Genomic DNA, 26,188 nt, shown 5'->3' with positions numbered 1-26,188 from the left:
TTTGTGTTCAAATTTCCACCAGCAAGCGGTCATAAATATCCATAGTAGGTTGTAAAAGTTGATAAAAAAACGACCGAAAAATCGGTCGTTTTTAAACATTTAGCTCAAATATTACACAGGTGTAATCCAGCGGGTCCCGGTCAGGATTTGCCAAACTCCCGGTAAGAGCGATATGGGATCCGGAAGAAAATCAGGTAAAACACCGGCACTATGATAAGGGTGAGGATGGTCGCCACCCCCAGACCAAACATCACCACCGCCGCCATGGATTCAAAGAAAGCATCGGTGATCAGCGGCAACATCCCCAAAATGGTGGTAATGGCCGCCATACACACTGGCCGCACCCGGCTGACGGTGGATTCGAACACCGCCTCGAAGGGTTCTTTGCCTTCATTGATTTCAAGGTTTATCTGATCCAGCAGCACAATACCGTTCTTCAGCAGCATTCCCGACAGACTCAACATCCCCAGCAGCGCCATAAAGCTGAACGGCTTATCAAGCACCAACAGCCCCAATGTGATGCCTATGATGGCCAGCGGCACACAGGCCCAAATAACCAAAGGCTTACGCACCGAGTTGAACAGGAACACTGTGATAAGGAACATGAACAAAAAGCCCAGCGGCAAGGTGGCAAACAGCGACTCCTGGGCATCGTGGGAGGACTCAAACTCACCGCCCCACACCAGCTCGTAGCCGACCGGCATCTCGATGGCTTCCACCTCAGTACGCATCTTCGAAAACAGCTCGGCCGGCAGAATGTCATATTCAAAATCCGCATCGGCAAACACTGTCAGAGTGCGTTTGCGGTCACGGCGCTGCACTATGGGGTCTTCGAATTTCACTTCAAAGCCATCCACCACCTGCTGCAAAGGCACCAGGGTTTTGAGCACCGGACTCCAGATGCGGATACTCTCCAGCGACTCGATATCCACCCGTTCATCATCGGGCAGGCGGCCAACGATGGGCACCAGATTGGTGCCTTCGCGGTATACCCCAATCTGCAAACCGGCGAAGGCAAATTTAAGTGCCTTGTCGACCTCGCTTTTCACAATCCCAAGCCGACGGGCCTGGGTTTCGTTGAACTTGGGCGCTATGAATTTAACTCGTTCGCGCCAGTCATGGCGCACGTTTACCGTGCCAGGCGTGGCGGCAAACACCGCCTGAACCTGAGCCCCCAGAGTGCGCAGTACATCCGGATCGGCCCCGGAAATTCGGGCCTCGATTTTGGCATCGGTGGAAGGTCCTACTTCCAGACGCTTGAACTTAAGCTGGGTCTGCGGGAAGCCCTGCTCCATCTCACCGCGGAAGGTAGTCATCACGCTTACCAGCGTCTCAAAGTCGCTGGTGCGGATGGCAATCTGGCCGTAGGCGGCATAATTCTTCTCGGGTGAGTAGGTAAGCATAAAGCGCGGGAAGCCGCGGCCAACCGAGGTTGCCACAAATTCCACGTTCTCAAGCTTGGTCGCCTTTTGCTCCATGGCACCCAGCACCTTTTGGGTCTCGCGGATGTCGGTGCCTTCAGGCAGCCACACGTCTACCAGGAAGATGGGCGTGGTGGATGGCGGGAAGAAGGACTGTTTCACATAGCCAAAACCCACCACCGAGGCCACAAAGGCGATCATTACCGCAATCACGCTGACATAGCGGTAACGCATGCACAGATCCAGCATCGCCTTGTAGAAGGTGAAGAAGGCGCCGCCGTAAGGGTCTTTGGCCTCGCCTTCGACTTGTGGCTCCCCTGCTTCACCGAAAAACAGCTTGGCAAAGAAAGGGGTAATGGTGATGGCGGTGATCCAGGATAAAAACAGCGAGAACAGCAGTACCCAGAACAGCGAACCGGCAAATTCGCCGGTGGAGTCAGGCGACAGGCCGATGGGGGCAAAGGCGGTAATGGCAATCACGGTCGCCCCCAGCAGCGGCCACATGGTTTGCTTAACGATGGCTTCGGACGCTTCCAGGGTGGTTTTGCCCTGCTGACGACCGATAAGAATGCCCTCCACCACCACAATGGCGTTGTCCACCAGCATCCCCAGCGCAATAATCAGCGCCCCGAGGGAAATCCGCTGCAGCTCGATTTGCGCCTGCAGCATCAGGATAAAGGTGCCAAGACAGGTCAAAAACAGGATAAGGCCAATCAGGATGCCGCTTTTTACGCCCATAAACAGCAGCAGCACCCCAATCACAATCACCACAGCGGCAATCAGGTTCCACACAAAGCTGCCAACGGATTTATCCACTTCCACCGGCTGGTTGTACATGGATTCGATTTTCATCCCCGCCGGGCGGGCCGAATCGATTTGCGCCAGACGCGCATCCACCGCCTTGCCCACTTCCACCACGTTGACACCGCTGGAGAAGGAAATACCCAGATTGATGGCGCGTTCCTGATTGAAGCTGAGCACATTGGTGGGGATCTCCTGATAACCGCGGCGAACTGTGGCAACGTCTTTAAGATACAGCAGCTTATCGCCTTCGGTGCCGGGGATAATCAGCTCCTGCAATTCTTCGACGCTGCGGGATCCACCGCTGGTGCGGATCCGCAGGTTGTCACCTGACACCTGAATATTGCCCGCATCCGACACCATGTTCTGTGAGTTCAGCAGATCGGAGATCAGGTTCGGATCCAGATTGGAACTTGCCGCCTTATTGAGGGACATCTCAACAAAGATTTGCTCTTTCTGCTCCCCGGCCAGCGACACCTTGCCCACACCGGGCACCAGTTCCAGCTCGCGCTTCACGTAGTCGACATAGTCTTTCAGATCGCGGTAGCTGTAGTCTTTACCGGTGATCATCAGCATGATGCCAAACACATCGCCAAAGTCGTCATTGACCATGGGATGCTGTGCTCCCGGCGGCAGGCTGGAGGCCATATCATTGACCTTGCGCCTGAGCTCATCCCAAATCTGCGGCAGCTCTTCGGGACCATAGTTGTTTTTCATGGTCACGGTGATCTGCGACAGCCCCGCCGTGCTCAGTGACTTGATTTTGTCAACATAGGGCAAGGCCTGAATGGCCTTTTCCACCGGATAAGTCACTTCTTCTTCTACCTCGGTGGAGGTTGCGCCGGGGTACAGGGTGACCACCACGGCGTCCTTGATGGTAAAAGGCGGGTCTTCCAGCTGGCCAAGGCCAAGGAAGGCAACGCCGCCGCCAATCAGCAGAATAAGGGTGAACATCCAGCTGATGACCGAGTTTTTGACGAAATAGCCTGCAACGCTCATGGTCTGTCCTTATCCTTCGATGAGTTCTACTTTCTGACCGTCGGTCAGGCGAGATTGGCCCTGCACTACCACCACCTGACCATCTTCCAGCCCTGAGGTGACTTCTATGCTCTGCCCAACGATGACGCCGAGGGTCACATTTTGAAAACGCACCGAACCTGTGGCGGGGTCAAACAGCCACACACCGGCGTCCTGCAGGTCGATGTCGCTGCCATCGCGCATGATCACCGCACTCACGGGGATAAGGTATTCGCGACTATAGGTGTAGGTGACCTTGCCCAAATCCACCGTTACCTTGGCGGGCATACCTTCGAGAACCTTAAAGCCAGGCTCGAGGTCTGCGGCAATGGTGGCAACATAGGTGTGGGAAACCGGGTCTTTTTCCGTGCTGACTTCCAGCAGACGACCGGCAAAACGCTTGTCGGGAAAGGCTTCGAAGGAGACATCAAACACCTGCTTATGCTCCTTTGTGTCGCCGCGGCGTGACACAGCAATCAGCAGATCCGGCACCTGCACATCCACTTCGATGCGCTCGGTGCGGTGAATACTCATCACCGCAGTACCGGGCTGGACGTTCTCGAATGAGTCAAGAAACACATCACCGATAACACCATCAAATGGCGCCTTGAGTTCAGTGTAATCCAGCATCAACTCGGCCTGACGGGCCTCGGCGCGGGCCACCAGATACTGGGCATTCATCTGATCGTATTCAGCCTGTGCCATCAGTTTTTGATCCACCAGCACCTTGGCTCGTTCTGCCTGCTTGCGGGTGACATCCAGCCGGGCAGCGCGATCGTTAAGCACAATCTGAAAATCGCTCTTTTCCAGCACCGCCAGCACATCACCTGCCTTTACCTGCTGGCCCTTGGTCACGGGAATGCGGGCAATACGGCCCTCAACCCGAAACGCCAGCGAGGTCAGATCCTGAGCGCGGGCCACGCCGTTGAAGACGCGATTAACCTGATTGTCGGTGTGCGGAATGGTATAAACCGCCACCCGAACCGGCTTGGCTTCAATGTCAGGCGCCTGGCGGCAACCTGCGAGTATCATCAATGGCAAAGCCACATAAAACCATTTCATCATTACAGCCCCCGCTCCTTGACCCAGCGCACTGCTGCCTGGCCATCCTTGAGTTCATCGGCACCGGCAATGACCAGAAAATCGCCGTCCTGAAGGCCGGAAATCAGCTTACCGTCCTGCAACAACACCTCGACTTTCTCGACTTTTTGCTCTTTGGCGAGCCAGCGGAACACCCAGGTTTTGCCCGCATCTTCCAGCAGAGCCCCGGCAGGGATTTGCGGCCCCTGCATACCGGATTCGGCCGGCAGCGACACCCTGACCGACGCCGACATGCCCGGCAGAATGTTAAGCTGCTCCGGCATCGGCAAGGTCAAAATCACCGTGTAACTGCCGGTGCCGCTGTCAGCCACAGTACTCATTTCTTTCAAACTGGCGGTGTACCAGGCATCGCGGCTGTCGAAACGCACTTCCGGCGGAAGGATGCGGCCGGTATTGGCCTGATAACGCTGGATGGCGCCGATAAACTGCTCCGGCAGCTGGAAGCTCACATCAATCAGGTTTTCGCTGCGAATGCCCAGCACAGTTTCCTGAGCGCGGACATATTCATACTGGCGCTTGTCGCGTTTGGAGATAACCCCATCGTAGGGCGCCAGCAGGCGGGTATAGGCCAGCTCAACCTCGGCCTTATCGAGGGCGGCTTTGGCCACATCATGGTTGCTCTTGGATTTATCGAAATCGTTGCGGGACACCACCCCTTGCTCCACCAGGCTCAAGTTGCGCTGATACAGCACCCGGGCGAGTTCATATTGGGCGCGGGCTACTTCGAGTTGCTGCTCGTAAAGCGCAGGATCCAGCAGCGCCAGCACTTGCCCGGCCTTCACCTCTTCACCGGGGCGCACCTGAATGTCCTGAATTTCGCCACTGACCCTGAAAGACAATCCCGCCCGCTCGGAGGCGCGTACCTCGGCTGGCAATAAGCGCTGGCTCATGCCGTCGGCGAGGGCAATCTGAGTCACCTTTACCGGCCGCGGTGCCTGAGTGACGCTGGCGCTGACACTTGCCGCGCCGCACAGGCCCAGCAGTACCCCTATTCCCAATCGGGAAAACCGCCTGAACTTGGTCATTGAAAACTCCTGTAAATTTCGGCTGCCCCATGGCTGTGGCTGAATAACATTTCAACAACAATGCTAACAGCTTTGCCGGATGATGCACACAATACCAATCTATATAGGAGGTTAGTCACTCGGCGGGTGTGTAAAAGGGTAACAGTAATTGGGAAATCGGCGCGCTGCCCGGGTAAATCAACTGTGGATTTAACATTGGATTCGGTGATGGTCCGCACCTTTACCACGCGCCCTTTGGGGGCCGTCTGTCCTGGCAAATTTGAGGCATAAAAAAACGGAGCACCAGGCTCCGTTTTTTTATATCAGCAAGACTTACTTAACGAAGTCTACACCCAGCTGGATGTCACCTTTCAGGGTATCCAGCATGGCATCGCGGGCGTTGGCTTCGAACGCGCTCACATCGCCATAAGGCAGTACTTTTTCTACGCCGTTTTTGCCAAGCAGCACTGGCTGAGCGAAGAACACAGCGTGCTCGCTGCCGCCGTCAACATAGGCGCATTCAACCACGTTGGCTTCGCCCTGCAGACCACGGATAAGAGACATACCGAAGCGGAAAGCCGCCTGGCCCATAGACAGGGTCGCGCTGCCGCCACCGGCCTTGGCTTCAACAACTTCAGTACCGGCGTTCTGGATGCGCTTGGTCAGAGCAGCCACTTCTTCATCGCTGAAGCTTACGCCTTCGATTTGAGACAGCAGAGGCAGAATGGTCACGCCGCTGTGGCCGCCAATCACGTTTACTTTCACGCTGGCTACGTCAACGCCTTTGGCTTCAGCAACGAAGGTCTCAGCGCGGATAACGTCCAGAGTGGTCACACCGAACAGACGGTTCTTGTCGTAAACACCGGCCTTCTTCAGCACTTCAGCAGCGATGGCAACAGTGGTGTTTACTGGGTTGGTGATGATACCAACCAGCGCCTTTGGACAGGTAACCGCCACTTTTTCAATCAGGTTACGCACGATACCGGCGTTGATGTTGAACAGATCAGAACGGTCCATGCCAGGCTTACGGGCAACACCGGCAGAAATCAGTACCACATCGGCACCTTCCAGCGCAGGCGTTGGATCTTCACCGGCAAAACCTTTTACCTCAACGGCGGTAGGGATGTGGCTCAGATCTACGGCAACACCTGGAGTCACAGGAGCGATGTCGTACAGAGACAGCTGTGAGCCGGCAGGCAGTTGGGTTTTCAGAAGTAGGGCGAGAGCCTGGCCGATACCACCGGCGGCACCAAGAACAGCAACTTTCATAGTAATCTCCGTTATATCTCGGAATTTGTGAGGTAGATCCGTATTTGATGGCGCAACATTAAAGCATAGTCACACAAATTTCAATTATCCCTTAGTCGCGCAGGCTGCGGGTTTGTGGCATTTTGGATGCGTATTGTCAGCATTTTGAAACACCTGTTTGACCAGCCGTCCGGATGGCCGCGCAAACCTGCATTTTTATTCACAAAAATTGGTGCAATGTTGACTTTTAGCCGAAAAATATGCAGAATGCGCTGGATTTTTGAATAACTACAAAGCCGCCCACTATGCAAAAAAATCAAGATGATCTCGTCAGAACGTTCAAGGCGCTGTTAAAGGAAGAGCGCTTTGGTTCCCAGAGTGAGATAGTCAATGCGCTGCAGGCCGAAGGCTTCAGCAATATTAACCAATCCAAAGTCTCCCGAATGCTGAGCAAGTTCGGTGCTGTGCGCACCCGCAATGCCAAGCAGGAGATGGTGTACTGTTTGCCCGCCGAACTCGGCGTGCCCACCGCCGGCAGCCCACTGAAAAATCTGGTGCTGGATGTGGACCACAATCAGGCCATGATAGTGGTGCGAACCAGTCCGGGCGCTGCGCAATTGATTGCCCGTCTGCTGGACTCCATCGGCAAGCCCGAAGGGATCCTGGGTACCATCGCCGGTGACGATACCATTTTTATCTGCCCATCCAGCATTAAAACCATCGAAGAAACACTGGATACAGTGAAGTCGCTGTTCAACTACACCGACTGACACAAGGCAGCCAACAAGACCTCAAAAAACGCCTCCACACGGAGGCGTTTTTATTTAAGCTTGCTTTCGCAAAACGTATTGAGCCAATGCCTGGCTGGTTCAGTCGAGTTCGCGAATGAGAAAATCCAGTGACGGCGCGAAGAACGAAGAGCCCGATACAGCCTTGGTAAAGTGCATCAGGTGGTCGTGGTTACCTTCACCGTCGCCGTGCACCATAGAGGCCAGCATCTTCTCAAAATGCCCCGGAGTGCGGCACACAGAGATAAACATCAGCCCCTGCTCTTTTACCGAACCATAGGGCATGCTCTGGCGCAGAATTTCCATCGACTTGCCATTCTCGTCTTTCAGGTTTACCCGCTTGATATGGCTGGTAAGCGGCTTGTCGGCGGAGGCGTACTCGATGTTATCGACCTTGGTGCGACCGATAATATCTTCCTGTTTTTTCACCGGCAAACGATGCCACTTCGACAGGTTGTGGGCGTACTTTTGCACATGCACATAGCTGCCACCGCGAAACTCAGGGTCTTCATCACCCACCAGCGCCACGTCCTGACGCTGACGGCCCTTGGGGTTTTCAGTGCCATCAACAAAGCCGGTCAGATCGCGATTATCCATAAAGCGGAAGCCGCGCTCTTCTTCAATCAGTTCAACCAAATCTTCCAGCATCTGGTTCACTTCATTGGCCACCAGGTGCAGGATGTCGAGTCGGTCGCAGCGCAGATGCACGAACAAATCGTACTCAATCGCCGGTGCATCGCGGTTACCTTCATGCATCGCCGGAAACGGCTTGAGCTGTGCCGGGCGACCATCGGCGAACAGGCTATCCCAATAATTGGCGCCCACCGCCACAAAGCCATTGAAGGCACTGTCGGCATACTGATCTGTGAGGTCATAGAGGTACTGGGCAACGCTGGCCAGAGAAGAGCGCAGTGACGCCTCAACGCCATCGTTGGCATTGAACATCAGATAAACGCTGTGAAGATTCCCCTCAGCGCAAACCCCCAATTGTTCACGTGGCATAGCCTGTTTATCCATACTATTAAGACCTTACTGAATATGTCATTGTCGGTCGTATTATCCCTTACTTTAGCGAAAAATATCACCGACCGACGCACATTACACTAGATTGGTTGAGATTCATGCTAGAAGCCGGCCGCCTGACCGTCTTTGCGGCTCTCGGATGCGCCGCGGTAAACGCCGGTTTTCACATCCACACCAATGGCCTGATAGCCGCCAAATTCCCCCAGCGCATCCCGAAGTACATGGCCTTTCTTCACCAGCTCGCGGCGGGTTTCCATGGAAAATCCCGACTCCAGACTCACATAGCCGCCATCACTCATCACCTCGCCGGTAGGCTCACTGGAGCCAGAATGCAGAATACGCGGCGCATCACCGGCTTCCTGCAGGTTCATACCGAAGTCGATAAGATTGATGATAATCTGCGCGTGCATCTGCGGCTGGGTGGCGCCGCCCATCACCCCAAAGCTGAGCCAGAGCTGGCCATCTTTGGTGACAAAGGCAGGAATAATAGTGTGAAACGGCCGCTTGCCCGGGGCATAGGAGTTGGGCCTGCCGGGGGTTAAATCAAATAGCTGCCCGCGATCCTGAAGCACAAAACCCAGATCCGGTGGCGTCATCCCCGATCCCATACCACGGAAATTGCTCTGGATAAGCGACACCATATTGCCCTCAGCATCGGCGGTGGTGAGATACACGGTATCCCCCTGCTGCAGATTGGGGTTGCCCGGCTCCACCGACTTGGCGGCTCTTGGGCCAATTAAACGGGCACGCTCGCGGTTGTATTTTTCGGAAATCAGTTCGGCCACCGGCACCTTGGTAAATGCCATGTCGGCATAGAAGCGAGCCCTGTCGGCAAAGGCGAGCTTCTTGGCTTCCACAAAATGATGCACATATTCAGGACTGTCGTGGCCCATGGCGGCTATATCAAAGCCTTCGAGGCTCTTTAAGATTTGCAGCGCAGCTATTCCCTGACCATTGGGCGGCAACTCCCACACATCGTAGCCACGGTAATTGACCGACACAGGCTCAATCCACTCACTGCTGTGGCTCGCCAAATCTTCATAGTTTAAGTAGCCGCCGTTGGCCTTGATATAAGTGTCTATGCTGCGGGCGATTTCGCCTTTGTAAAAGGCATCGCGGCCGCCTTCGGCAATCTTTCGGTAGGTATTGGCAAGGGCAGGATTTTTCATGATTTCGCCCACAGCGGGCATCTTGCCGCCGGGCATATAGGTTTCTTTAAAACCTGGAAACTGCCCCAGTTTACGGGCACTGCCCGCCAGGTAGTAGGCGATGAGTTCTGAGACGGGGAAGCCCTGCTCGGCATAGCGAATCGATGGCGCAAGCACCTGTTTCATCGGCATGTGCCCAAAGCGGTCATGGAGTTCAAACCAGCCATCCACGGCACCTGGCACTGATACCGGCAAAGGACCATAGGGGGGCAGAAACTCAAGCCCCTTTGCCTGAAGCATCTCGAGTGTCAGGGACTTGGGACTGCGGCCCGAGGCATTGAGGCCATAGAGCTTTTTGTCCCTGGCATTCCAGACAATGGCAAAGAGATCGCCGCCGACACCGGCCCCCGTGGGCTCTACCAGCCCGAGCATGGCGTTGGCCGCAATGGCCGCATCCACGGCGTTGCCACCGCCTTTAAGCACATCCAGCGCAACCTGAGTTGCCAGTGGCTGACTGGTGGCCGCCATCCCGTCGGTGGCGTATACCTCAGAGCGGGACGCAAATGCTTTTCCGGTGATCCTGTCCATGGCGCAAACACCTCCTGAAACCAACACCGAGCCCAGAGTCAGGGCTGCGGTCAGCGTAGAAAACCTGTTCATGCGAGTACCTCCGTGCTCACAAACTACACAGTTTTCAGCTGTAAATCACCTGTTTAAGGAAAGATGACCGGCGAAATTGCCTCCGCCTTCAGTCGTACCCGACTGCCGGTGGCCAGATGGGCCAGATGGCTGTGAATATCCAGCACCTGCTCCCCAAGGCGCACCAGATAGTGGCAGCCATTGCCGAGGAAGCGCCGCTCTAGGATTTCGCCTTCACCATCATCTGCCGCTTCAATCTCAATCTCTTCCGGGCGCAGCAGCCACTGACCGGCTGCGGGCAGGTTGCGGTTGCCTTCGCCAAGCAGATGACTGCCAAGGGGGCTCTTAAGACCATGGTCACTGACGGTAACCGCCAGATAGTTGCTGGCGCCGAGGAAGTCGGCCACATAAGGGGTTTTCGGCTGCTGATACAGCACCTCCGGCACCCCGTGCTGCACTATGCGCCCTTCTTCAAACAATGCCAGGGTGTCGGCAAAGGCAAAGGCTTCATCCTTGCTGTGGGTGACGAATACTGCGCTGACATTGCGGGCCTTGAGGATGGCTCGGATTTCGAGCATCAGTGCCCGGCGCACCTGGGCATCAATGTTGGAAAAAGGCTCATCCAGCAACAGCAGCTGCGGCTCATAAGCCAGCGCACGTGCAATCGACACCCTTTGCTGCTGGCCGCCGGACAGCTCGTGCGGATAACGACTGCCGAGGCCATCGAGCTTGACCAGAGCGAGCATTTCATCGAGCCGCTGCGCTCTGGCTGCTTTATCAAGGCCCCGTACGCCAAAGAGAATATTGTCGGCCACTGTCAGATGGGGAAATAGCGCATAATCCTGAAAAATCATACCAATACCGCGCTTCTCCGGCGGTACAAATACCCCATCACCACTCACAGCGGCGCCATTGATAGCAATCTTGCCCTGGCTGATATCCTGAAGTCCGGCAATGGCACGCAGCAGCGTGGTTTTACCGCAGCCACTGGGGCCAAGCAGGGCGACGATTTCCCCCTGGACCAGGGTCAGTGACAGTCCTTTGAGCACGGCGGCGCCGCGGTAGTCACTGTGCAGATTGTCGATTTGCAGGGTGGACATTTCAGCCCTCCTTCTCAAGACTTCGATTCAGGAAAATCAGTGGGATAAGCCCCACCAGCACGATCACAACCGCGGCAAGGGCCCCCTGCTCAAGCCGCTCGTCCGAGACGAACTCAAATACATGGGTGGCAAGGTTTTCAAAGCCAATGGGCCTGAGCAGCAGCGCCGCCGGCAGTTCTTTCATGGCTTCGATAAACACCAGCAGCAGCGATGCCAGAATGCCGGTACGCAGCAGCGGTAAGTGCACCTTGAAAAAGAGCGCCACCGGCCCCTTGCCCATGGAGAGCGCCGCCATATCGAGCGACGGTGACAGTCTGCGCCATGAGTTTTCGATACCGCCAATGGCAATGGCAGCAAAACGCACGCAAAATGCAAACACCAGCGCGGCGCTGCTACCGGTAAACAGCAGCCCGGGGCCATCAAGGCCCAGCCAGGCACACAGATCGTTGATACCGAAATCGAGCCAGGTCAGCGGCCCCAATACCCCAATGGCCAGCACAGTGCCCGGCAGCGCATAGCCGGTGGCGCCGAGTCTGGCAGGCCAGCCGTCCTGCGGCCTTGGGCTGATTCGCCCTACGAACAGCAGTGCCAACGCCAGCACCACACACAGCAGCGCTGTCAGGGCCGATAGGGAGAAACTGTTCCAGCTGTATTGCCAAAATTCGCTTTGCCAACTCACATCGAAATAATTGATGGCGTAGCCAATCAGGATCCCAAGCGGCAGCAGGAAAGAAGCAAACAGCAGCGTCCCGCAGTAAGCCACACCCAGCCAACGCCAGGGGCCAATGTTCAGACGGGGGATTTGCCCGGTCAGCGCCTGACGCTGAAACAGCTGTTGCCGACGTCTGGCGAAGCGCTCAAGGTAAATCAGTAAAAATACTGCCACCAGGATAATCATTGATAGCTTGGATGCCGACGCCAGGCTGCCGTAACCAAGCCAGGTGTCGTACACCGCCGTGGTGAGTGTAGGCACTGCAAAATAGCTGACGGTAGCGAAATCGGCGGCGGTCTCCATGGCCACCAGAGCGACACCGGCGGCGATGGCGGGCCGTGCCATCGGCAGCGCCAGCCGCCAGAAACTGGCCTTCTCGCTGGCACCCATGATGCGCGATGCCTGCAGCAGACTTAGCGACTGCTCCATAAAAGCGGTGCGGGCCAGCAGAAAAACATAGGGAAACAGCACCAACGCCAGCATCACAGTAGCGCCGCCAAGGCTGCGGATTTCAGGGAAGTAATAGTCTCCTGGACCAGTGGCATCCAGCAGGCCCCGCACAAAGCGCTGCACAGGTCCGGGGTAATCCAAAAGATCGGTATACACGTAGGCGACCACATAACCAGGCATGGCCAGCGGCAACAGCAGCGACCACTGGAAAAACTGCCTCGCAGGCAGTTCGCAGCGGGCCACCAACCAGGCGGCGGGCACGGCGAACAGCACCGACAACAGCGATACCCCCAGCATCAGCAGCGCCGTATTGGCCACATAGGTGGGCAAAACCGTATCAAACAGATGCGAAAAAACCTCGCCATCGGGCAAGGTAGCGGTGACCAGCAGAGCAAGCAGCGGAGTCAGCAGCAGGAATGCAATAAAAAAACCCAGAAACGACCAGCGCTTGGGCAATCCAACAACCATAGAAATTTCCGGTTACGGCGCCTTCCCGTGGCGCCGCCATGAGTAGGGGAAGGCCTGAGCCCTCCCCTGGCTATCCCGCCATTAGAGATCGAACTTCACTTCATCCAGCAGCTTAACCGCCGCACCATGGTATTCGGCCAGTTTACCGATTGGCAGGCTATCAGCCTTGAACTCGCCCCAGGAGGCCACCATCTCAGACGGCTTAACATCTACCTTCACCGGGTATTCCATGTTCACTTCGGCGTAGGCCTGCTGAGCCTTGTCAGAGGCCAGGAACTCCATCAGCTTAACCGCCTGCTCGCGGTTGGGAGCATGCTTGGGTAGCGCCATACCCGACACATTGATGTGGGTACCGCGGTTTTTCTGATTGGGGAAGTTAATGTAAACGGCTTCGGCCCAGCTTTTTTGCTCGGGATTTTGCATCATGGCGCCGAAGTAGTAGCTGTTACCGATGGCGATATCGCACAGGCCTTCTTTCACCGCCTTAACCTGCGCCCGGTCGTTACCCTGGGGCTTGCGCGCCAGGTTGGCCTTCAGGCCCTCAAGCCAGGTGCGGGTCTCCGCCTCGCCCTTATTGGCAATCATGGACGCTACCAGGGAGATGTTGTACGGATGCTTGCCGCTGCGGGTGCAGATTTTGCCTTTGTACTCAGGCTTGGCCAAATCTTCATAGTCAATATCCAGCTTGCCCAGGCGCTCTTTCGAGGAATAGAGGCTGCGGGTACGGACGGTCAGTGCGTACCAGTCGTCATCGCCGGAGCGCAGCTGCGCCGGAATGTTCTCTTTGAGCACCTCGCTGTCGACCTTATCCACCAGTTGCTTATCCACCAGCTCCATCAGCTTGGAAAACTCGGATGTCAGCACCAGATCGGCTGGCGACAGGCGTCCTTCACGCTGCAAGCGCTCAGCAATGCCGTCTTTGGCAAACACCACCTGAGTTTCAATCCCGGTTTCCTTGGTAAATTCCGCCAGAATCGGCTCAATCAGAAACGCCTGACGATAGGAATAAACAGTCAGCTTGTCAGCAGCCATGCTCGAGCCAGCAAAACAGGCCAGACCGGCCAGCAAAACTCCCTTGGATATTTTCATGACGAACTCCGGTGATAGGTGTGCCAGTGAAAGACAAAGCTGCGTATTGGCCTAATTGGCCCAGGCGAACAGCGCAAACTCCGTCCTCTATCAATCTAACTAATGATAATTATTATCACTTCGATAAAGGGTAATTCAAGGGCTGGAACCTGGCAACAAAAAAACGCTGAAATGTTATCTTACGTCATGATTTAAAAAGATTTTGATCTTAATCTTTTTGGAAGGGTAAAGCCGATAACCGCGCAGTATCGCAAACTAAACTAAACTGAAGCTTAATTGTTTAGGACTCAGGAGTGAGACCCCATGGCACTGTCGTTGCTGATCCTGGCCTCGGTGCTGACACTGGGCTGGTTTCTCTATAGCCGCTACCAGTCAGATCACTGGCATCAGCGCCACCGTAAACACAGGCACAGCCATCATCAGCAGGATGCGCACGCCGCCAACCACTTTAAAGACCATGCCCTGTGTGAAACGCTTGAGGACGTAAAAGAGCAGGTGCGCCATAGCGAAAGCATCCCTCAGGGTGAGCATCCGTTTCACTGTGTTGCCGTGGCACCCGGCAATCAAGACTGCGATGCCAGACAAGCCATAGATGGAAAACGTTTTTTATCCGCCGATGCCCCGCCCCTGCCCTTACCGGGTTGCCAACAGGCCCATTGCCAATGCCATTACGAACACTATGAAGACCGGCGGGTGCCCGGCTCTGACAGGCGGGCACGATATGGCCTCACGGAAGAACTCTACGGCCACTTCGGCGAAACCAATAAGCGGCTGATGCCAAGGGGGCGCAGGCGCAGCGATATGTAGCCGGCACGGTTAAGGGCGCAGACAGAATCCGTCTCCAAAACACATCAGGCCTGCATATGGCAGGCCTGATGTGTTATCCCAAGGCGGTGCCAAACGCTCAGTTCGGCCGGGTTTCGGCAAAAATAGGCAGCTCGCGGATATCGTCAAACCACAGCGCCAATGCCGGAGCCAGGTTGCGCCACTCCAGCGTAGGGTGGCGGAACTCAACATACTCAATCAAACACACGAGTGCCATGGCGCGGATATCGATACGCCCTGAACTGCCGGCCCCCTGACGCTCAAGCTCCCTGAATCCCCGTAGCAACGCCTGCTCAAAACGGGCAGTCCAGAATGGCGAGCGAACGCCTTCATCTTCTCGCATCTGCTCCTGACGCAACTTCACCGCGCTGTCGATAAGGCCTTTTATCAGCGAAAACTGACACTGCGCCTGCCAGTCGGCGGCCGGATCGCCAAACAGCTGTCCCTTGGCATAGGTCACATCCAGGTAGCGGCTGATCACTTCACTGTCGTACAGGGCGGCGCCATCACTCAAAAACAGGCAGGGGATCTGCCCAAGCGGATTGCCAGAGAGCAGTTCATCGCTGTTATCAAAGGGGTTGGTGCCAATCTCTTCTACCTTCAGCTCCAGGTAGCGCACCACAATGCGCACCAAGCGGGAATAAGGTGAAGGCGCAGAGCACAGAAGTTTCATGGTTATATCCTTATTTTTGGAGCATGTGGACTTTTCACAGGTGTTTTTCAGCAACTTGATTGGTGTTTCTGCAAGGCAAGAACGAGAACCTGCCAGCGCAAACAACACTTAATCTAAAAATGTCACAACGCACTGATTACCAATATTTTTCGACCGTGATATTGCCGGGCGCCCGGCGCAGGTTTTTCGCCAGTCCGCGCTCAAGCAGCAGTGTTTGACACTCGGCCACCATGCCCGGATTGCCGCAAATCATGACCTGAGAGTGTTCAGCCGAGAGGGTAAGCCCGGTCATGGCTTCCAGTTCGCCCGAGCTCAGCGCCTGCGGGATCCTTTGTTGCAGCGCCCCCGCCATCGGCTCACGGGTGACGGAAAGCACCAAATGGAAATCAGGGTTGGCCTTGGCAAGTGCCTGTAAATCCACGAGGTAGGCCAGGTCCTCTGCGTACCTCACACCATACACCAACACAAGATGTTCAAAGCGCGCGGCGGGCTCGGGGGTCTTCAACATTGAGATAAAGGGCCCAACCGCGGTACCGGTGGCCAGCATCCACAGCTGACGCCCGGCGCTTTCAGCCTTGGGCAATTCATCGAGGGTCATAAACCCGGTGGCCGTGGCCGAGACTTCCAGCGAATCACCGACATTCAAATCCTGAAGTTTAGGGGAGAGTTGGCCATCTTCAACGGCAACAGCAAGAATTTCGAGGTAATCGCTGCCGGGAGGATTCACCAGTGAGTATGCCCGGGCCACCCGCCGCTCCTCGTGCTGGAGGCTGAGCTTGATAAACTGCCCGGCAATAAAAGGGGATATGTCTGCCGCAATCTGCAGACTGAAGAGTTTGTCTGTCCAATCGCGCCGCGCCAGAATGGTGCCTTCAACCCACATGTTCGCTCCCGCTACTGTGTATCAGGCTTCCAGCATAAGCACAGGGCCGCGAAATAAAAACCCTTTTTATTGAAGACCTTTATTTACGCAGCCCGACTGCCGGCGCAGGCCAAAGTTTACTCTGTTTGCTCTGGCGACTCTTGGGGGCTGAAGCTGTCCGCAAAGTCTTTCAGCCCTTGCTGCACCAGCTCATAGGTTTTGTCGACTCCGGCAGCAATATCGCCTTCAAGCACCTTAAGACCCGAGAGGATGTCGCGGGCTTCTTTAAAGCCCTGGTCGATAGCGCCGCCTATGATGTCCATAAATCCACTGAGCTGTTCATCAAAGCTTTGGCTGGCATTTTGCGACTGATGCAAGGCAAAGAACTGGGTGGCAAAGTCGACGATACGGCCAGCGGTGGTCTCGGGCGAGGTATCCACACCTTCGTCCGCCAGACGCTGAATGGCCTGCTCACCCATGGCGGGGGCCAGTTCCTCGTTGATGGCCTCAATGGCTGCACGGTACAAGAGCACCATGGGCTCGTCGGCGGCACTGAGGTTAACTTCTTGCTGTGCCGAGAGAATAGCGGCATTCATCAATGCCCGGCTGGAATGGGCAGCGGTTTTTTGGCTGGCAACCACGGCCACGTCCTGGCCATGATTGCGACCGGTCTGGGTCGATTTGTCCTTGGCAACGGCCGATACCTCGGCGCCGTGATTTTGCGGACTGGGACGGATTTCCATAACTCACCTCGATAACGGGATCGCATATCAACTTATTATCGGCGATTTTTTGCACAACTTTAGCGATTAACGCTGCAAAGTGGCATACCGCTGGTGATTTGGGGTTTAGAGTTTAGACTTAAGTTTTAATTTAAACTTAATTTCGCTTGGGTATAATGTGCGGCCTATGATTGATTTGCCTCACATGAACGGATTAAAGTGAGAGGTGGATCAACAACAATCAGCTCAGGATCCTGTTTGTGAACAACCCAAAGTTACCCGAGGCAAAAACCCGCAGTAACAGTTGCAAGAATTGTGACCGACTGACGGAAATAGAAGGTGAGCAGCTGTGCTTCAGGGATGGCCGCATTATCCGTCTGCTTCCCGCCGATGACAGTAAGCAGCCCCCTATTCTGTGTGAGGGATGGCGACAAAACCCGCCCCTCATCCGCAAAACCGATTAATAAAAGCTGACGCTGGCCTGCCTTGCAGGCTGGCTGTCGCGGATAATGCCGTCCAACATCAGGTCGGTATTCAACTTCGCCAGGGTTAGCCCCCGGGTCGACACCTTCAGTCCGGCACACAGCTGGGCATAAATATCCAACAGACCTTCCTGAGTAACCTGACGTTTTTTTAATGTTGCGGCAACCGCGTTCCAATCCGTGGTTACTTTCTCCGGCATGCCTTCCAGATTGACCAACAAAGCGATATTTTTCATAGCGACTCCGTTACAACTCCCACGTTTTTTAAGGGATTATGCGAGCCGTTTGCTGAATCGCACCTGAACTTCACTTCATCTTTTGTTCATGTTGAATGTGCCATAGACGGCTGTACAAACCGCCTTTGGCAAGCAGTTCACTGTGGCTGCCCTGTTCAGCAATTTTGCCCTGACTGAGCACCACAATACGGTCGGCATCCACTATGGTCGACAGCCTGTGGGCCACCACCAGACTGGTGTGCCCAACAGCCACTTCCCTGAGGGCATCAAGAATGGCTTTCTCGGAGCGGCTATCCAGCGACGAGGTGGCTTCATCAAACACCAGAATCGGCGAGCCCTTGAGCATGGCCCTGGCAATGGCCACCCGCTGCTTTTCACCGCCGGAGAGTTTAAGTCCTCGCTCACCCACCTTGGTCTCGAGTCCTTGGGGCAAGGAGGCCACAAACTCTGCCAGATGGGCATGTTGAATCACTTCCCGCACTTCATCATCGCTGGCGCCCGGGCGACCATAGCGGATGTTTTCCAGCAGCGAGTCGTTAAACAGCACTGTGTCCTGGGGCACGATGGCGATGGCGCGACGCAGGCTGTCCTGGGCCATGTCCCGGATATCGACGCCATCGATTAAAATGCGCCCGCCACTGACATCGTAAAAGCGGAACAGCAGCTTAATCAGAGTAGATTTACCGGCGCCGCTGTCGCCAACCACCGCCACCTTCTCCCCCGGAGCCAGGGTAAAGCTCACCTCATTGAGGATGGGACGCTCGTCATAACGGAAGGACACCTGCTCAAAGCGCACCTCGCCGCGCTGGCACTGAAATGCCTGTGCTGTGTCTTTATTCAAAATCTTCGGCGTCTGATCCAACAGCCCGAACATGCGCTCGATATTGGCCAGTGCGCCGCGGATTTCGCGGTACACAAATCCCAGGAAGTTCAGCGGCATAAACAGCTGCATCATAAAGGCGTTTATCAGCACAAAGTCACCGAGGGTCATCTTGCTCTCGGTTACCTGAGATGCTGCCAGTGCCATCATGGCCGTCATGGCGGCGGCGATAATAAAGGCCTGTCCGCCGTTCAGGGCAAACAGCGACAAACGGTTGTTTCGCTTGGCAGTTTCCCAGGTTTCCAGCGCCTTGTCGTAGTGATCGGCTTCGTACTTTTCGTTGTTGAAGTACTTTACGGTTTCGTAGTTCAGCAGGCTGTCTATGGCGCGGGTGTTGGAAATGGAGTCGGCCTTGGCGGCCTCGCGCACATAGCCGGTACGCCACTCGGTTGCCACCACGCTGAAACCGATATAGGCCACCACGGATGCCAGGGTAATGGCGGCGAACTGCCAGCCATATTTAACCAAGAAAATGCCCACCACCAGGCCAATTTCCAGCAAGGTTGGCACTATGTTGAACACCATAAAACGCATCAGGAAGCTGACGCCACTGGTGCCACGTTCTATGTCCCGCGACAGACCGCCGGTGCGCCGCTCAAGGTGAAAATCCAGGTCAAGTCGGTGCAAATGCTCAAACACCGCGAGCCCCAGCCGCCGGATGGCCCGCTCGGTTACCCTGCCAAACAGGGTGTCGCGGATCTCCCCGGTCAACGCCATCAACAAACGCGCGCCGCCATAGGCCAGCACCAAGCCAATGGGCACAGCCACCAGCGCCTGAGCTCGTCCCTCATCCATGCCATCCACCAGCTCCTTAAGCAGGAACGGCATCCCCACACTGGCAAGCTTGGCCACCACCAGACAGGACAGCGCCAGCAAAATGCGCCCCTTGAACTCCAGCAAATACGGCCAGAGCAGCTTCAGCACTTTCCAATTGAGTTTATCGATGGGACCTTCGAAATAGGCAGATGGACGCATGGCTCATTCAGCTTGGGAATTTGACAGGCATTCTATCATCCCGCCGAATACTTGCCTCTAGTTCGAGTCACGAAATGCCCGCCACCTTTGGTATGAGCAAAACCAGTTTATCAAGGCCTTTTATAGAATTTGGTACCGTATAAAGCGCGACATAGTCATACTTTTGACTTATCCCAAATGAATTTGTATAACCACTTACTACTAGCTGATGCATTTTTTTTCAGTATCGCGGCAGTTCGTGGTTATACAAAAAAAAAGAATTTGCTAATCTGTGACCACTTCAGCGGGCCGCTCAGTGTTCCCTACTGACGCCCAGAGCAATAGACAGAATTTATTTCTGTTAGATACAAAGACTTAAGGAAGTTTTATGTTGGATTCTTCAAAAGTTCAGTACCCGCCGCTTACGTTGATCCAGACTTGGGTATGGATGATGATGGAATCAGGCAATCCCGAGATCCAGGAAAAAGGCCGCCGAAACCTGATTAACTCCTTCGGCAGTCTGGCCAAAGCCAACGAATATCTGGCTGAACATTTAAAGAAGTGATTCTCACAAAAAAGGCGCCCAAGGCGCCTTTTCGGTTTTTGAAGACCTGCTTCTGATTAACGGTTTCTGCGTGCAAGCACGGCTTGGTTCAGTATCTCCAGCAGGCGGGCACTGTCGTCCCAGCCAAGGCAGGCATCGGTGACACTCTTGCCATATTCCAATGGCACACCGGGCTGATGATCCTGACGTCCTTCTTTGAGGTGGCTCTCCACCATCACCCCAAAAATGCCCTGATTACCCGCGGCCAGCTGCGCGCCAACATCTTCGGCCACCAGCATCTGGCGGGCAAACTGTTTGGAGCTGTTGGCGTGGCTGAAATCAATCATCACATTGTCGGGCAAACCGGCCTTAACCAGCTCGGCCTGAATTTGTGCCACGTGCGCGGCACTGTAGTTTGGCTCGCGGCCACCACGCAGGATAATGTGACAATCGGGATTGCCCTTGGTCGATACAATGGCGGAATGACCAAACTTGGTCACCGACAGGAAGTGGTGCGGCGCTGCGGCGGCACCAATGGCGTCGATGGCAATCTTGATGGTGCCGTCGGTTCCGTTTTTAAAGCCAACCGGACAGGAAAGACCTGACGCCAGCTCACGGTGCACCTGAGACTCTGTGGTGCGCGCCCCGATGGCACCCCAGCACATGAGGTCGGCCACATACTGCGGCGTGATCATATCCAGAAACTCACCGGCGGTGGGCATTCCCATGTCGTTCAAATCCAGCAACAGCTTACGGGCGGTGCGCAGACCATCATTGAGTTTAAAGCTGTTATCCATGTAGGGGTCGTTGATAAGCCCCTTCCACCCCACAGTGGTACGCGGCTTTTCGAAATACACCCGCATCACGATTTCAAGCTGGTCGGCATATTGCTCTCTGAGCGCCAACAGCCGCTGGCCATATTCCAGCGCCGCTGCCGGATCGTGAATGGAACAAGGACCAATCACCACCAACAGGCGATCGTCTTTTTTCTCCAGCAGACGATGAATATTGCTCCGGGCATTAAAAACAGTGGCAGATGCGTTCTCTGATGCAGGAAATCGCTCGAGGATAGCGATAGGGGGCAGCAATTCTTTTACTTCATTAATGCGAACGTCATCATTTTGGTAATACATAGGCTTTATCAGCTCCGGAGTAAGTTAAATCGAAAGTCTCTCTATCTGTTATGACTCAGCCAATTTAGCCATTAATAACCTCTATAGCAATCAAGATATGATTTATTTAAAAATTCTTTTTTAGTCATCTGAATTTAATCACTTTTTCCAAGTTGAAAATTCATAATTTGCTAATTTCGCTTTTGCGTTAGCAGCTTGCATTTCCCCAAACGTGAATTGAGGCCTAGCCCAGTGCACGGCTCAGAGCATGAGTTGCCAACGGGATCGAGAGTGCCTGCCCTGGACAGACTCCGCCTCAACCCGGCCGGAAGAAACCGACTCAGGCGTTAAATGCCAAGTGTTCAAGTGGCTAATGTTCAAGGGAAGTATTCAGGGGAAGTTCAAAAGAAGTGCTCAAAAGAAGCGCCAAAAGGAAGCCATAAAGCGAAGCGCAAAAAGGAAAAGCAGGCGGCGACATCCGGATGCGCAAAACCTGCGGAAAACACAGAACTCAGTGCATAGACGGAGTGACTGAACACAGAGCCAGGATCGAGTACATAGACCGAGTACATAGACCGAATGCCAGAACACAGCCCCTGCAGCGGCCCCGGGCAAAGCCGTTACAGAGTATGACCATTTCAGGGTAAAGCGGTTACAACACAAAGCTCTGTATAAATTTTACTCAGGAGTGGCAGCAAGTTTTAAACGCCAGCATGAATATTGCCGCCAAGGCTTGGCAGCAATATAGATAGCAGAACTACCACAGCTCACAGCGGTCGCGACTCCTGTCCTTCGCGGCCTGTCATCCCTGCGAGCGCAAACCAAATCAGGCGGCCTCTCCGCATTTAGAGTAAATACCTAAAACCCATGTATTGAGCGAACACCCTAATATGGACAAACGTACCAATTAAAGTGCTTGCACCAGTGAAAATGTTAGCGATAGGTTAACAAAGCAGGTCGGACGTCCTACCTGTTCAACAAGACCATACAAGAAGAAACTAAAGAGATCAGACAAATGAAGACAGCCAAAACGCTTATGCTTCTGGGTCTGTTTGCCGTCAGCCCCCTGAGTCTGGCCGCGTCAGGAATAGCTTTTATTCATGGCACAGGTCATCAAACCGATGCGCTTAACGACTACTGGACCACAGAGTTTGTGAACTCGGTGCGCCAGGGTATGCCAAACAGCGCCAACTACACAGTTATCAACTGCGACTTCGACCAATACATGTGGGACGAAGCGGCAGCCGGTTGCCTGGCCACCCAGCTCGGCAGCTTTATCGACAGTAAAAACATCACAGATCTGGTGCTGCTGACCCACTCCAACGGTGGCAACGTAGTGCGCTGGGTGTTGTCCAACCCCACCTGGGATGCCCGCTACCCCAAGGTGATCAACGCCACCTCGCGGGTGATTGCACTGGCACCGTCCAGCGCCGGCACCCCGCTGGCGGATGCGGTAACCGAAGGCAATATCTTCGAAACCACCCTGGGCTGGATTTTGGGTTATGGCAGCGATGCCGTAAAACAGCAGCAAGTGAGCTGGATGGCCTACTACAACGCCAACTGGCTCAATGGCACTGCCGGTCGCCCCGCCCTTGGCAAGCCGTTCGAGGCCATGGTGGGCTCCGATGTAGACTCCGCCTTCTGGGACAGTGACAGCTACTGCGGTGGTTACCAATATCAGGTCGCGCTGGAAACCACCCAGAACTGGCTCGATGACTGCTCCGACGGCTTCCTTGAGTGCAGCTCGCAAAGTGCCGCCGGTACCGTCTGGTTCAAAGACAAGCAGAAGACTTGGGGCTCTGAGCCTTTGAGTCATCAACAAAGCCGCCGCGCCTGCTTTGGCCTGGACGTCTTTATCCGCAACCGCATTTAGGAGACAGCCCATGAATAAGCATAATAAGCTGGCCGCTGCGGTGCTGATGGCGCTGCTGCTTGGCGGCTGCCAAAACGACGGCGACACCAATGTGGCCGAGGCCATCAGTGTACAAACTACTTCCCTGAGTGCGCCCATTTCATCGGATTTCGCCCCGATGCATGTGCAGGCGCCAACGTCGGTCGGCATCAATACCAGCCGCGATACCATTGGCTTTGTTACGCCCTTGTCCGGCGAATACCAGAGCAAGCTGCCGCAAACCAGCCAAAGCCTTGCCAGCAATGAGTACTGGTTCAGTGTCAGCGGCGAAGAGCTGAACCGGGGCGTGACGCTGAATGTCAGCCAGGGCGGCGCGGTGATCCGCATTGCTCCCCGCGCCGATATGAGCTCAGGCGCCCTCTATCACGCCGACCCCATCAGCCCCGAACAGCTTGAGTTGCAAGCCCCCAAAGGCGCCAAGGTGCCCAATCTGGTACGCTCCATGGCAAGCAGCGAGGCACTGGCCACTGCGGGGATGACGGATAACTCCAGCGCCCTGCTGTTGTCGGCAGCGGCACCTGCAGGCGACTACCGCTTGAGCGCACGTCAGGCGCTCGACAGCCGCGCCCGCTATCTGGTCAATGTGAAAGAGAAAGGCAGCCCCTATAACCTGACGCTCTCAAGCCCGATGCTGGTCAGCACCAACTCCGACCGCCTCGAGCTGGCCATGGGTCTTGATGGCATGAACGCCGGCATGAACGCCAGCGCCCGCCTCAAACAGGGCAACAGCGAACTGCAACTGGCACTGGAGCAGCAGGGCGACAAGCTGATGCTGAACCTGCCTGACAACCTCAGCGCCGACTCCCCCATGGGTCTTAGCGAGCTGGTGATTGATGTTGAAGCCAGCGACGGTAATCGCACTGTACGGCGCACCATCAAGAGCGCCTTTAAGCTGTACACCCCGAGCGCCCGGATCAGCCCTGAGGTGGAAACCCAGTGGCAGGATGGCGTGCCGGTGGGCCTGAACCTGAGCCTGGAGCTGGCAGACGCTGGCCGTTTTGCCGCCTCAGCGGTACTGACCGGCACCGATGCCAGTGGCAGGGAAGTGGCCATTCTGCGCACCGAAGCCGCCGCCTGGCTCGATGGCAGTGGTAGCCTCAGCTTACCCATCAGCAAAGAAATGATTGCCGCCTCAGGTGTTGGCGCCCCATTCCATGTGCGGGAACTGGAGCTTAAAGATCAGGGCCAGATGGCAAGGCTTTCATTCCAGGATAAGGCTTTGAGCCTGTAACCCCAGTAAGCACCTGCAGTAAAAAAGGCGCCATCCGGCGCCTTTTGTTTTGGCTTCTCGCTTATTCAATAACCTTCTTTCAATGGCTTGCCATGGCATTCAGCTTGGCCTGATAGCGACGCTTATTGTTTTCATCACGGCTTAGCGCTATGGCTTTTTCCATGCTTTGCTTGGCCTTTTTGGCATTGCCCGAGGCCCAGTATGCCTGGGACAGGCCAAAATAAAACTCGTGCCGATAGTCGGCCTTCTCCACCGCCCGCAAATACCAGCTCACGGCCTGCTGGTATTCATGTTCCGACAACGCCTGCTCGGCCATATCGTAGTAGTAATAAGGGTTTCGAATACGCGCCAGCTCCAGCACCTTGTGTACTTCGGCCCACTCGTCCAGTCGGTCCTGGGCCGACAAAATCAGCGCCAGATTATACAGGGTGGTCATATTGTCGGGCTCAAGCCGCAGCGCCTCGCGGTAGACCGCCTCAGCCAGGTCTTCCCGCTTATGGTAACGATACAGGATTGCCAGGGTATTCAGCGCAGGCACAAATGCCGTGCTCTGGGTCAGCGACATACGGATAAGGCCATAGGCGCGGTCATGTTCGCCTTTTACCAGCGCCTCGGCAGCAAGGTTGTTGTAAAACATGGCCAGCAGCATCTGCCGGTCGATACGCACCCGTTCGTAGCCGCGCACCGCACGCTCGGGCAGGAAATCCACCAGAATGGGGCCTTTGAAATGCACTACATTGGCCTGGTTCGGTGCCAGTAAGCGCAGATTCACATGGCCATTGACCAGGTAAAAGTCGCCCTGTCTGTCCCACACCGGCTGCACCAGTACGTCCTGAAAATCAACCTGCACCCCAAGCGCATCGGCCATGGCCGCGGCCAGCACCACCAGCGACATGCAGTTGCCGGCTCGATCGTAATAGGTGTCGGCGGCAACGCGGGTGTCATTGTCCTGATAGCGGAAACCACCTTTGCTGGCATTGAGCTGCTCGGACAGCCAGGTATGGGCCAGTTCATTATCGCCGGGCGCCATCCGTTGCCGTTCAAACTCCCGCTTCAGGTTTTGAGCAACGCCCGGGGGTAAGGCAAATACCTGTTCAGGCGTTGGCAAGCCACTGACATCGCTGAAAATATCGTCATGAAATAAGGTGTTGGGATTAGCTTTGGGAGGTGATTTTTCGGTGGAGGCGCAAGCCACCATCAGAGGCAGTAACAGACAAAGCAGCATTCTGGCAGACATGGCGGCCTCCCGGTTTCAACTTTCCTTAATCTGAGAGTACGCCAAAAAGTCGCCAAAGACCCAGTCAATAAGTAACAAAAGATTAACGCTGCTCCCGCGCAGGCTTGGTGTTCTTTTGCTGAGGATGGTCGCCCTGCTGTGGATTGGGCACCGAGATATACAGCTCCTTGCCGCGCCAGGGGTAGGGGCGGTAAAACAGGCCATCGCAGCGAAAATGTCGATATGGAGTGGGTCGTAGCAGGCACCCCACTGGCAGGCGCTCAAGAATTTGCAATTGCTGCTCGGCGCGCAGCGCCTCCTGCCACTCGTGCTGACGGGCCAGTTCATCCCGTACCGCAAAGGCATCAAAGGGCTCATCAGTGTTTCGCACCACCACCTGCCCGGCCAGGGCTGGCAGGGTCAAACCCAGGGCAAACATTACTGGCATGATTCGCGTAAGCCGTTTCATGGGGGGCTCCTGTGTGTGCGCTTTGAGCCAGTATCCCGCTGCCAGACGGCAGCGGCAAGCC

22 protein-coding genes are annotated in these 26,188 nt (G+C 55.3%); 5 read left to right on the top strand and 17 right to left on the bottom strand.

The genetic code is table 11. From position 1 onward, the window contains the following. Window positions 1–140: 140 nt before the first annotated feature. The 4 genes from MJ923_RS01880 to mdh all read right to left on the bottom strand — a co-directional run bounded on the left by MJ923_RS01880 (window position 141) and on the right by mdh (window position 6,613). Window positions 141–3,221, bottom strand: a complete 3,081-nt coding sequence (locus MJ923_RS01880) for an efflux RND transporter permease subunit (RefSeq protein WP_240589668.1) — start codon at window positions 3,219–3,221, stop codon at window positions 141–143. Window positions 3,222–3,230: 9 nt separating this feature from the next. Continuing rightward, the gene (locus MJ923_RS01875) at window positions 3,231–4,304 is read right to left on the bottom strand and encodes an efflux RND transporter periplasmic adaptor subunit (RefSeq protein WP_240589667.1); all 1,074 of its coding nucleotides are present in this window, start codon (window positions 4,302–4,304) and stop codon (window positions 3,231–3,233) included. Next, on the bottom strand, window positions 4,304–5,365 hold the full coding sequence (locus MJ923_RS01870) for an efflux RND transporter periplasmic adaptor subunit (RefSeq protein ID WP_240589666.1): 1,062 nt from the start codon (window positions 5,363–5,365) through the stop codon (window positions 4,304–4,306). Before MJ923_RS01870 ends, MJ923_RS01875 begins: the two co-directional genes overlap by 1 nt. Before the next feature lie 312 nt (window positions 5,366–5,677). Continuing rightward, entirely contained in the window at window positions 5,678–6,613 is a 936-nt protein-coding gene (gene mdh / locus MJ923_RS01865) for a malate dehydrogenase (RefSeq protein WP_126165832.1), read from the bottom strand. A gap of 284 nt (window positions 6,614–6,897) precedes the next feature. Here mdh and argR point away from each other — a divergent pair, with 284 nt between their 5' ends. Then, the gene (gene argR / locus MJ923_RS01860; RefSeq protein ID WP_126165831.1) at window positions 6,898–7,362 is read left to right on the top strand and encodes a transcriptional regulator ArgR; all 465 of its coding nucleotides are present in this window, start codon (window positions 6,898–6,900) and stop codon (window positions 7,360–7,362) included. 99 nt (window positions 7,363–7,461) lie between these two features. Here argR and MJ923_RS01855 read toward each other — a convergent pair whose 3' ends face one another. The 5 genes from MJ923_RS01855 to MJ923_RS01835 all read right to left on the bottom strand — a co-directional run bounded on the left by MJ923_RS01855 (window position 7,462) and on the right by MJ923_RS01835 (window position 14,009). After that, window positions 7,462–8,397: a Dyp-type peroxidase gene (locus MJ923_RS01855; protein ID WP_240589665.1), complete on the bottom strand. Its 936-nt coding sequence runs from the start codon at window positions 8,395–8,397 to the stop codon at window positions 7,462–7,464. 107 nt (window positions 8,398–8,504) lie between these two features. After that, entirely contained in the window at window positions 8,505–10,211 is a 1,707-nt protein-coding gene (gene ggt, locus MJ923_RS01850; protein WP_240589664.1) for a gamma-glutamyltransferase, read from the bottom strand. A gap of 53 nt (window positions 10,212–10,264) precedes the next feature. After that, complete coding sequence (locus MJ923_RS01845; protein ID WP_240589663.1) at window positions 10,265–11,290, bottom strand: ABC transporter ATP-binding protein; 1,026 nt, start codon at window positions 11,288–11,290, stop codon at window positions 10,265–10,267. A 1-nt stretch (window position 11,291) separates the two neighbouring features. Then, the gene (locus MJ923_RS01840; protein ID WP_240589662.1) at window positions 11,292–12,920 is read right to left on the bottom strand and encodes an ABC transporter permease; all 1,629 of its coding nucleotides are present in this window, start codon (window positions 12,918–12,920) and stop codon (window positions 11,292–11,294) included. An 81-nt stretch (window positions 12,921–13,001) separates the two neighbouring features. After that, window positions 13,002–14,009 carry an extracellular solute-binding protein gene (locus tag MJ923_RS01835; RefSeq protein WP_240589661.1) on the bottom strand — a complete coding sequence of 336 codons (1,008 nt, stop codon included), beginning with the start codon at window positions 14,007–14,009 and terminating at the stop codon, window positions 13,002–13,004. A gap of 303 nt (window positions 14,010–14,312) precedes the next feature. Here MJ923_RS01835 and MJ923_RS01830 point away from each other — a divergent pair, with 303 nt between their 5' ends. Further along, window positions 14,313–14,816, top strand: coding sequence for a hypothetical protein (locus MJ923_RS01830; RefSeq protein WP_240589660.1), 504 nt, complete (start codon window positions 14,313–14,315; stop codon window positions 14,814–14,816). Window positions 14,817–14,913: 97 nt separating this feature from the next. Here MJ923_RS01830 and MJ923_RS01825 read toward each other — a convergent pair whose 3' ends face one another. The 5 genes from MJ923_RS01825 to MJ923_RS01800 form a co-directional block, all read right to left on the bottom strand. After that, window positions 14,914–15,507: a glutathione S-transferase family protein gene (locus MJ923_RS01825; protein ID WP_240589659.1), complete on the bottom strand. Its 594-nt coding sequence runs from the start codon at window positions 15,505–15,507 to the stop codon at window positions 14,914–14,916. 136 nt (window positions 15,508–15,643) lie between these two features. Further along, window positions 15,644–16,390, bottom strand: a complete 747-nt coding sequence (locus tag MJ923_RS01820) for a ferredoxin--NADP reductase (protein WP_240589658.1) — start codon at window positions 16,388–16,390, stop codon at window positions 15,644–15,646. A gap of 116 nt (window positions 16,391–16,506) precedes the next feature. After that, a complete protein-coding gene (locus MJ923_RS01815; RefSeq protein ID WP_240589657.1) occupies window positions 16,507–17,112 on the bottom strand; it encodes a DUF5610 domain-containing protein in 606 nt (201 codons plus the stop codon). Between the two features lie 439 nt (window positions 17,113–17,551). After that, window positions 17,552–17,809: a hypothetical protein gene (locus MJ923_RS01805; protein ID WP_126165820.1), complete on the bottom strand. Its 258-nt coding sequence runs from the start codon at window positions 17,807–17,809 to the stop codon at window positions 17,552–17,554. Between the two features lie 70 nt (window positions 17,810–17,879). Next, a complete protein-coding gene (locus MJ923_RS01800) occupies window positions 17,880–19,664 on the bottom strand; it encodes an ABCB family ABC transporter ATP-binding protein/permease (RefSeq protein WP_240589655.1) in 1,785 nt (594 codons plus the stop codon). 367 nt (window positions 19,665–20,031) lie between these two features. Here MJ923_RS01800 and MJ923_RS01795 point away from each other — a divergent pair, with 367 nt between their 5' ends. Next, the gene (locus MJ923_RS01795) at window positions 20,032–20,208 is read left to right on the top strand and encodes a hypothetical protein (RefSeq protein ID WP_126165818.1); all 177 of its coding nucleotides are present in this window, start codon (window positions 20,032–20,034) and stop codon (window positions 20,206–20,208) included. Between the two features lie 56 nt (window positions 20,209–20,264). Here the strand turns inward: MJ923_RS01795 and aroG are convergent, their stop codons facing one another. Further along, the gene (aroG, locus tag MJ923_RS01790) at window positions 20,265–21,320 is read right to left on the bottom strand and encodes a 3-deoxy-7-phosphoheptulonate synthase AroG (protein WP_240589654.1); all 1,056 of its coding nucleotides are present in this window, start codon (window positions 21,318–21,320) and stop codon (window positions 20,265–20,267) included. Window positions 21,321–22,314: 994 nt separating this feature from the next. Here aroG and MJ923_RS01785 point away from each other — a divergent pair. Both MJ923_RS01785 and MJ923_RS01780 read left to right on the top strand, forming a co-directional pair. Further along, on the top strand, window positions 22,315–23,172 hold the full coding sequence (locus MJ923_RS01785; protein ID WP_240589653.1) for a lipase family protein: 858 nt from the start codon (window positions 22,315–22,317) through the stop codon (window positions 23,170–23,172). Window positions 23,173–23,182: 10 nt separating this feature from the next. After that, on the top strand, window positions 23,183–24,442 hold the full coding sequence (locus tag MJ923_RS01780; RefSeq protein WP_240589652.1) for a DUF4785 family protein: 1,260 nt from the start codon (window positions 23,183–23,185) through the stop codon (window positions 24,440–24,442). Between the two features lie 79 nt (window positions 24,443–24,521). Here the strand turns inward: MJ923_RS01780 and MJ923_RS01775 are convergent, their stop codons facing one another. Together MJ923_RS01775 and MJ923_RS01770 are read right to left on the bottom strand one after the other, a co-directional pair. Beyond that, window positions 24,522–25,679, bottom strand: coding sequence for a tetratricopeptide repeat protein (locus tag MJ923_RS01775; protein WP_240589651.1), 1,158 nt, complete (start codon window positions 25,677–25,679; stop codon window positions 24,522–24,524). An 82-nt stretch (window positions 25,680–25,761) separates the two neighbouring features. Then, window positions 25,762–26,127: a hypothetical protein gene (locus tag MJ923_RS01770; RefSeq protein ID WP_240589650.1), complete on the bottom strand. Its 366-nt coding sequence runs from the start codon at window positions 26,125–26,127 to the stop codon at window positions 25,762–25,764. Window positions 26,128–26,188: the final 61 nt, after the last annotated feature.

Origin of the sequence: Shewanella zhuhaiensis (genome assembly GCF_022484835.1) — a bacterium.
GTDB lineage: Bacteria > Pseudomonadota > Gammaproteobacteria > Enterobacterales > Shewanellaceae > Shewanella > Shewanella khirikhana.
Note: the sequence above shows the minus strand (reverse complement) of the source record. Positions and strands in the feature narration are given on the sequence as shown.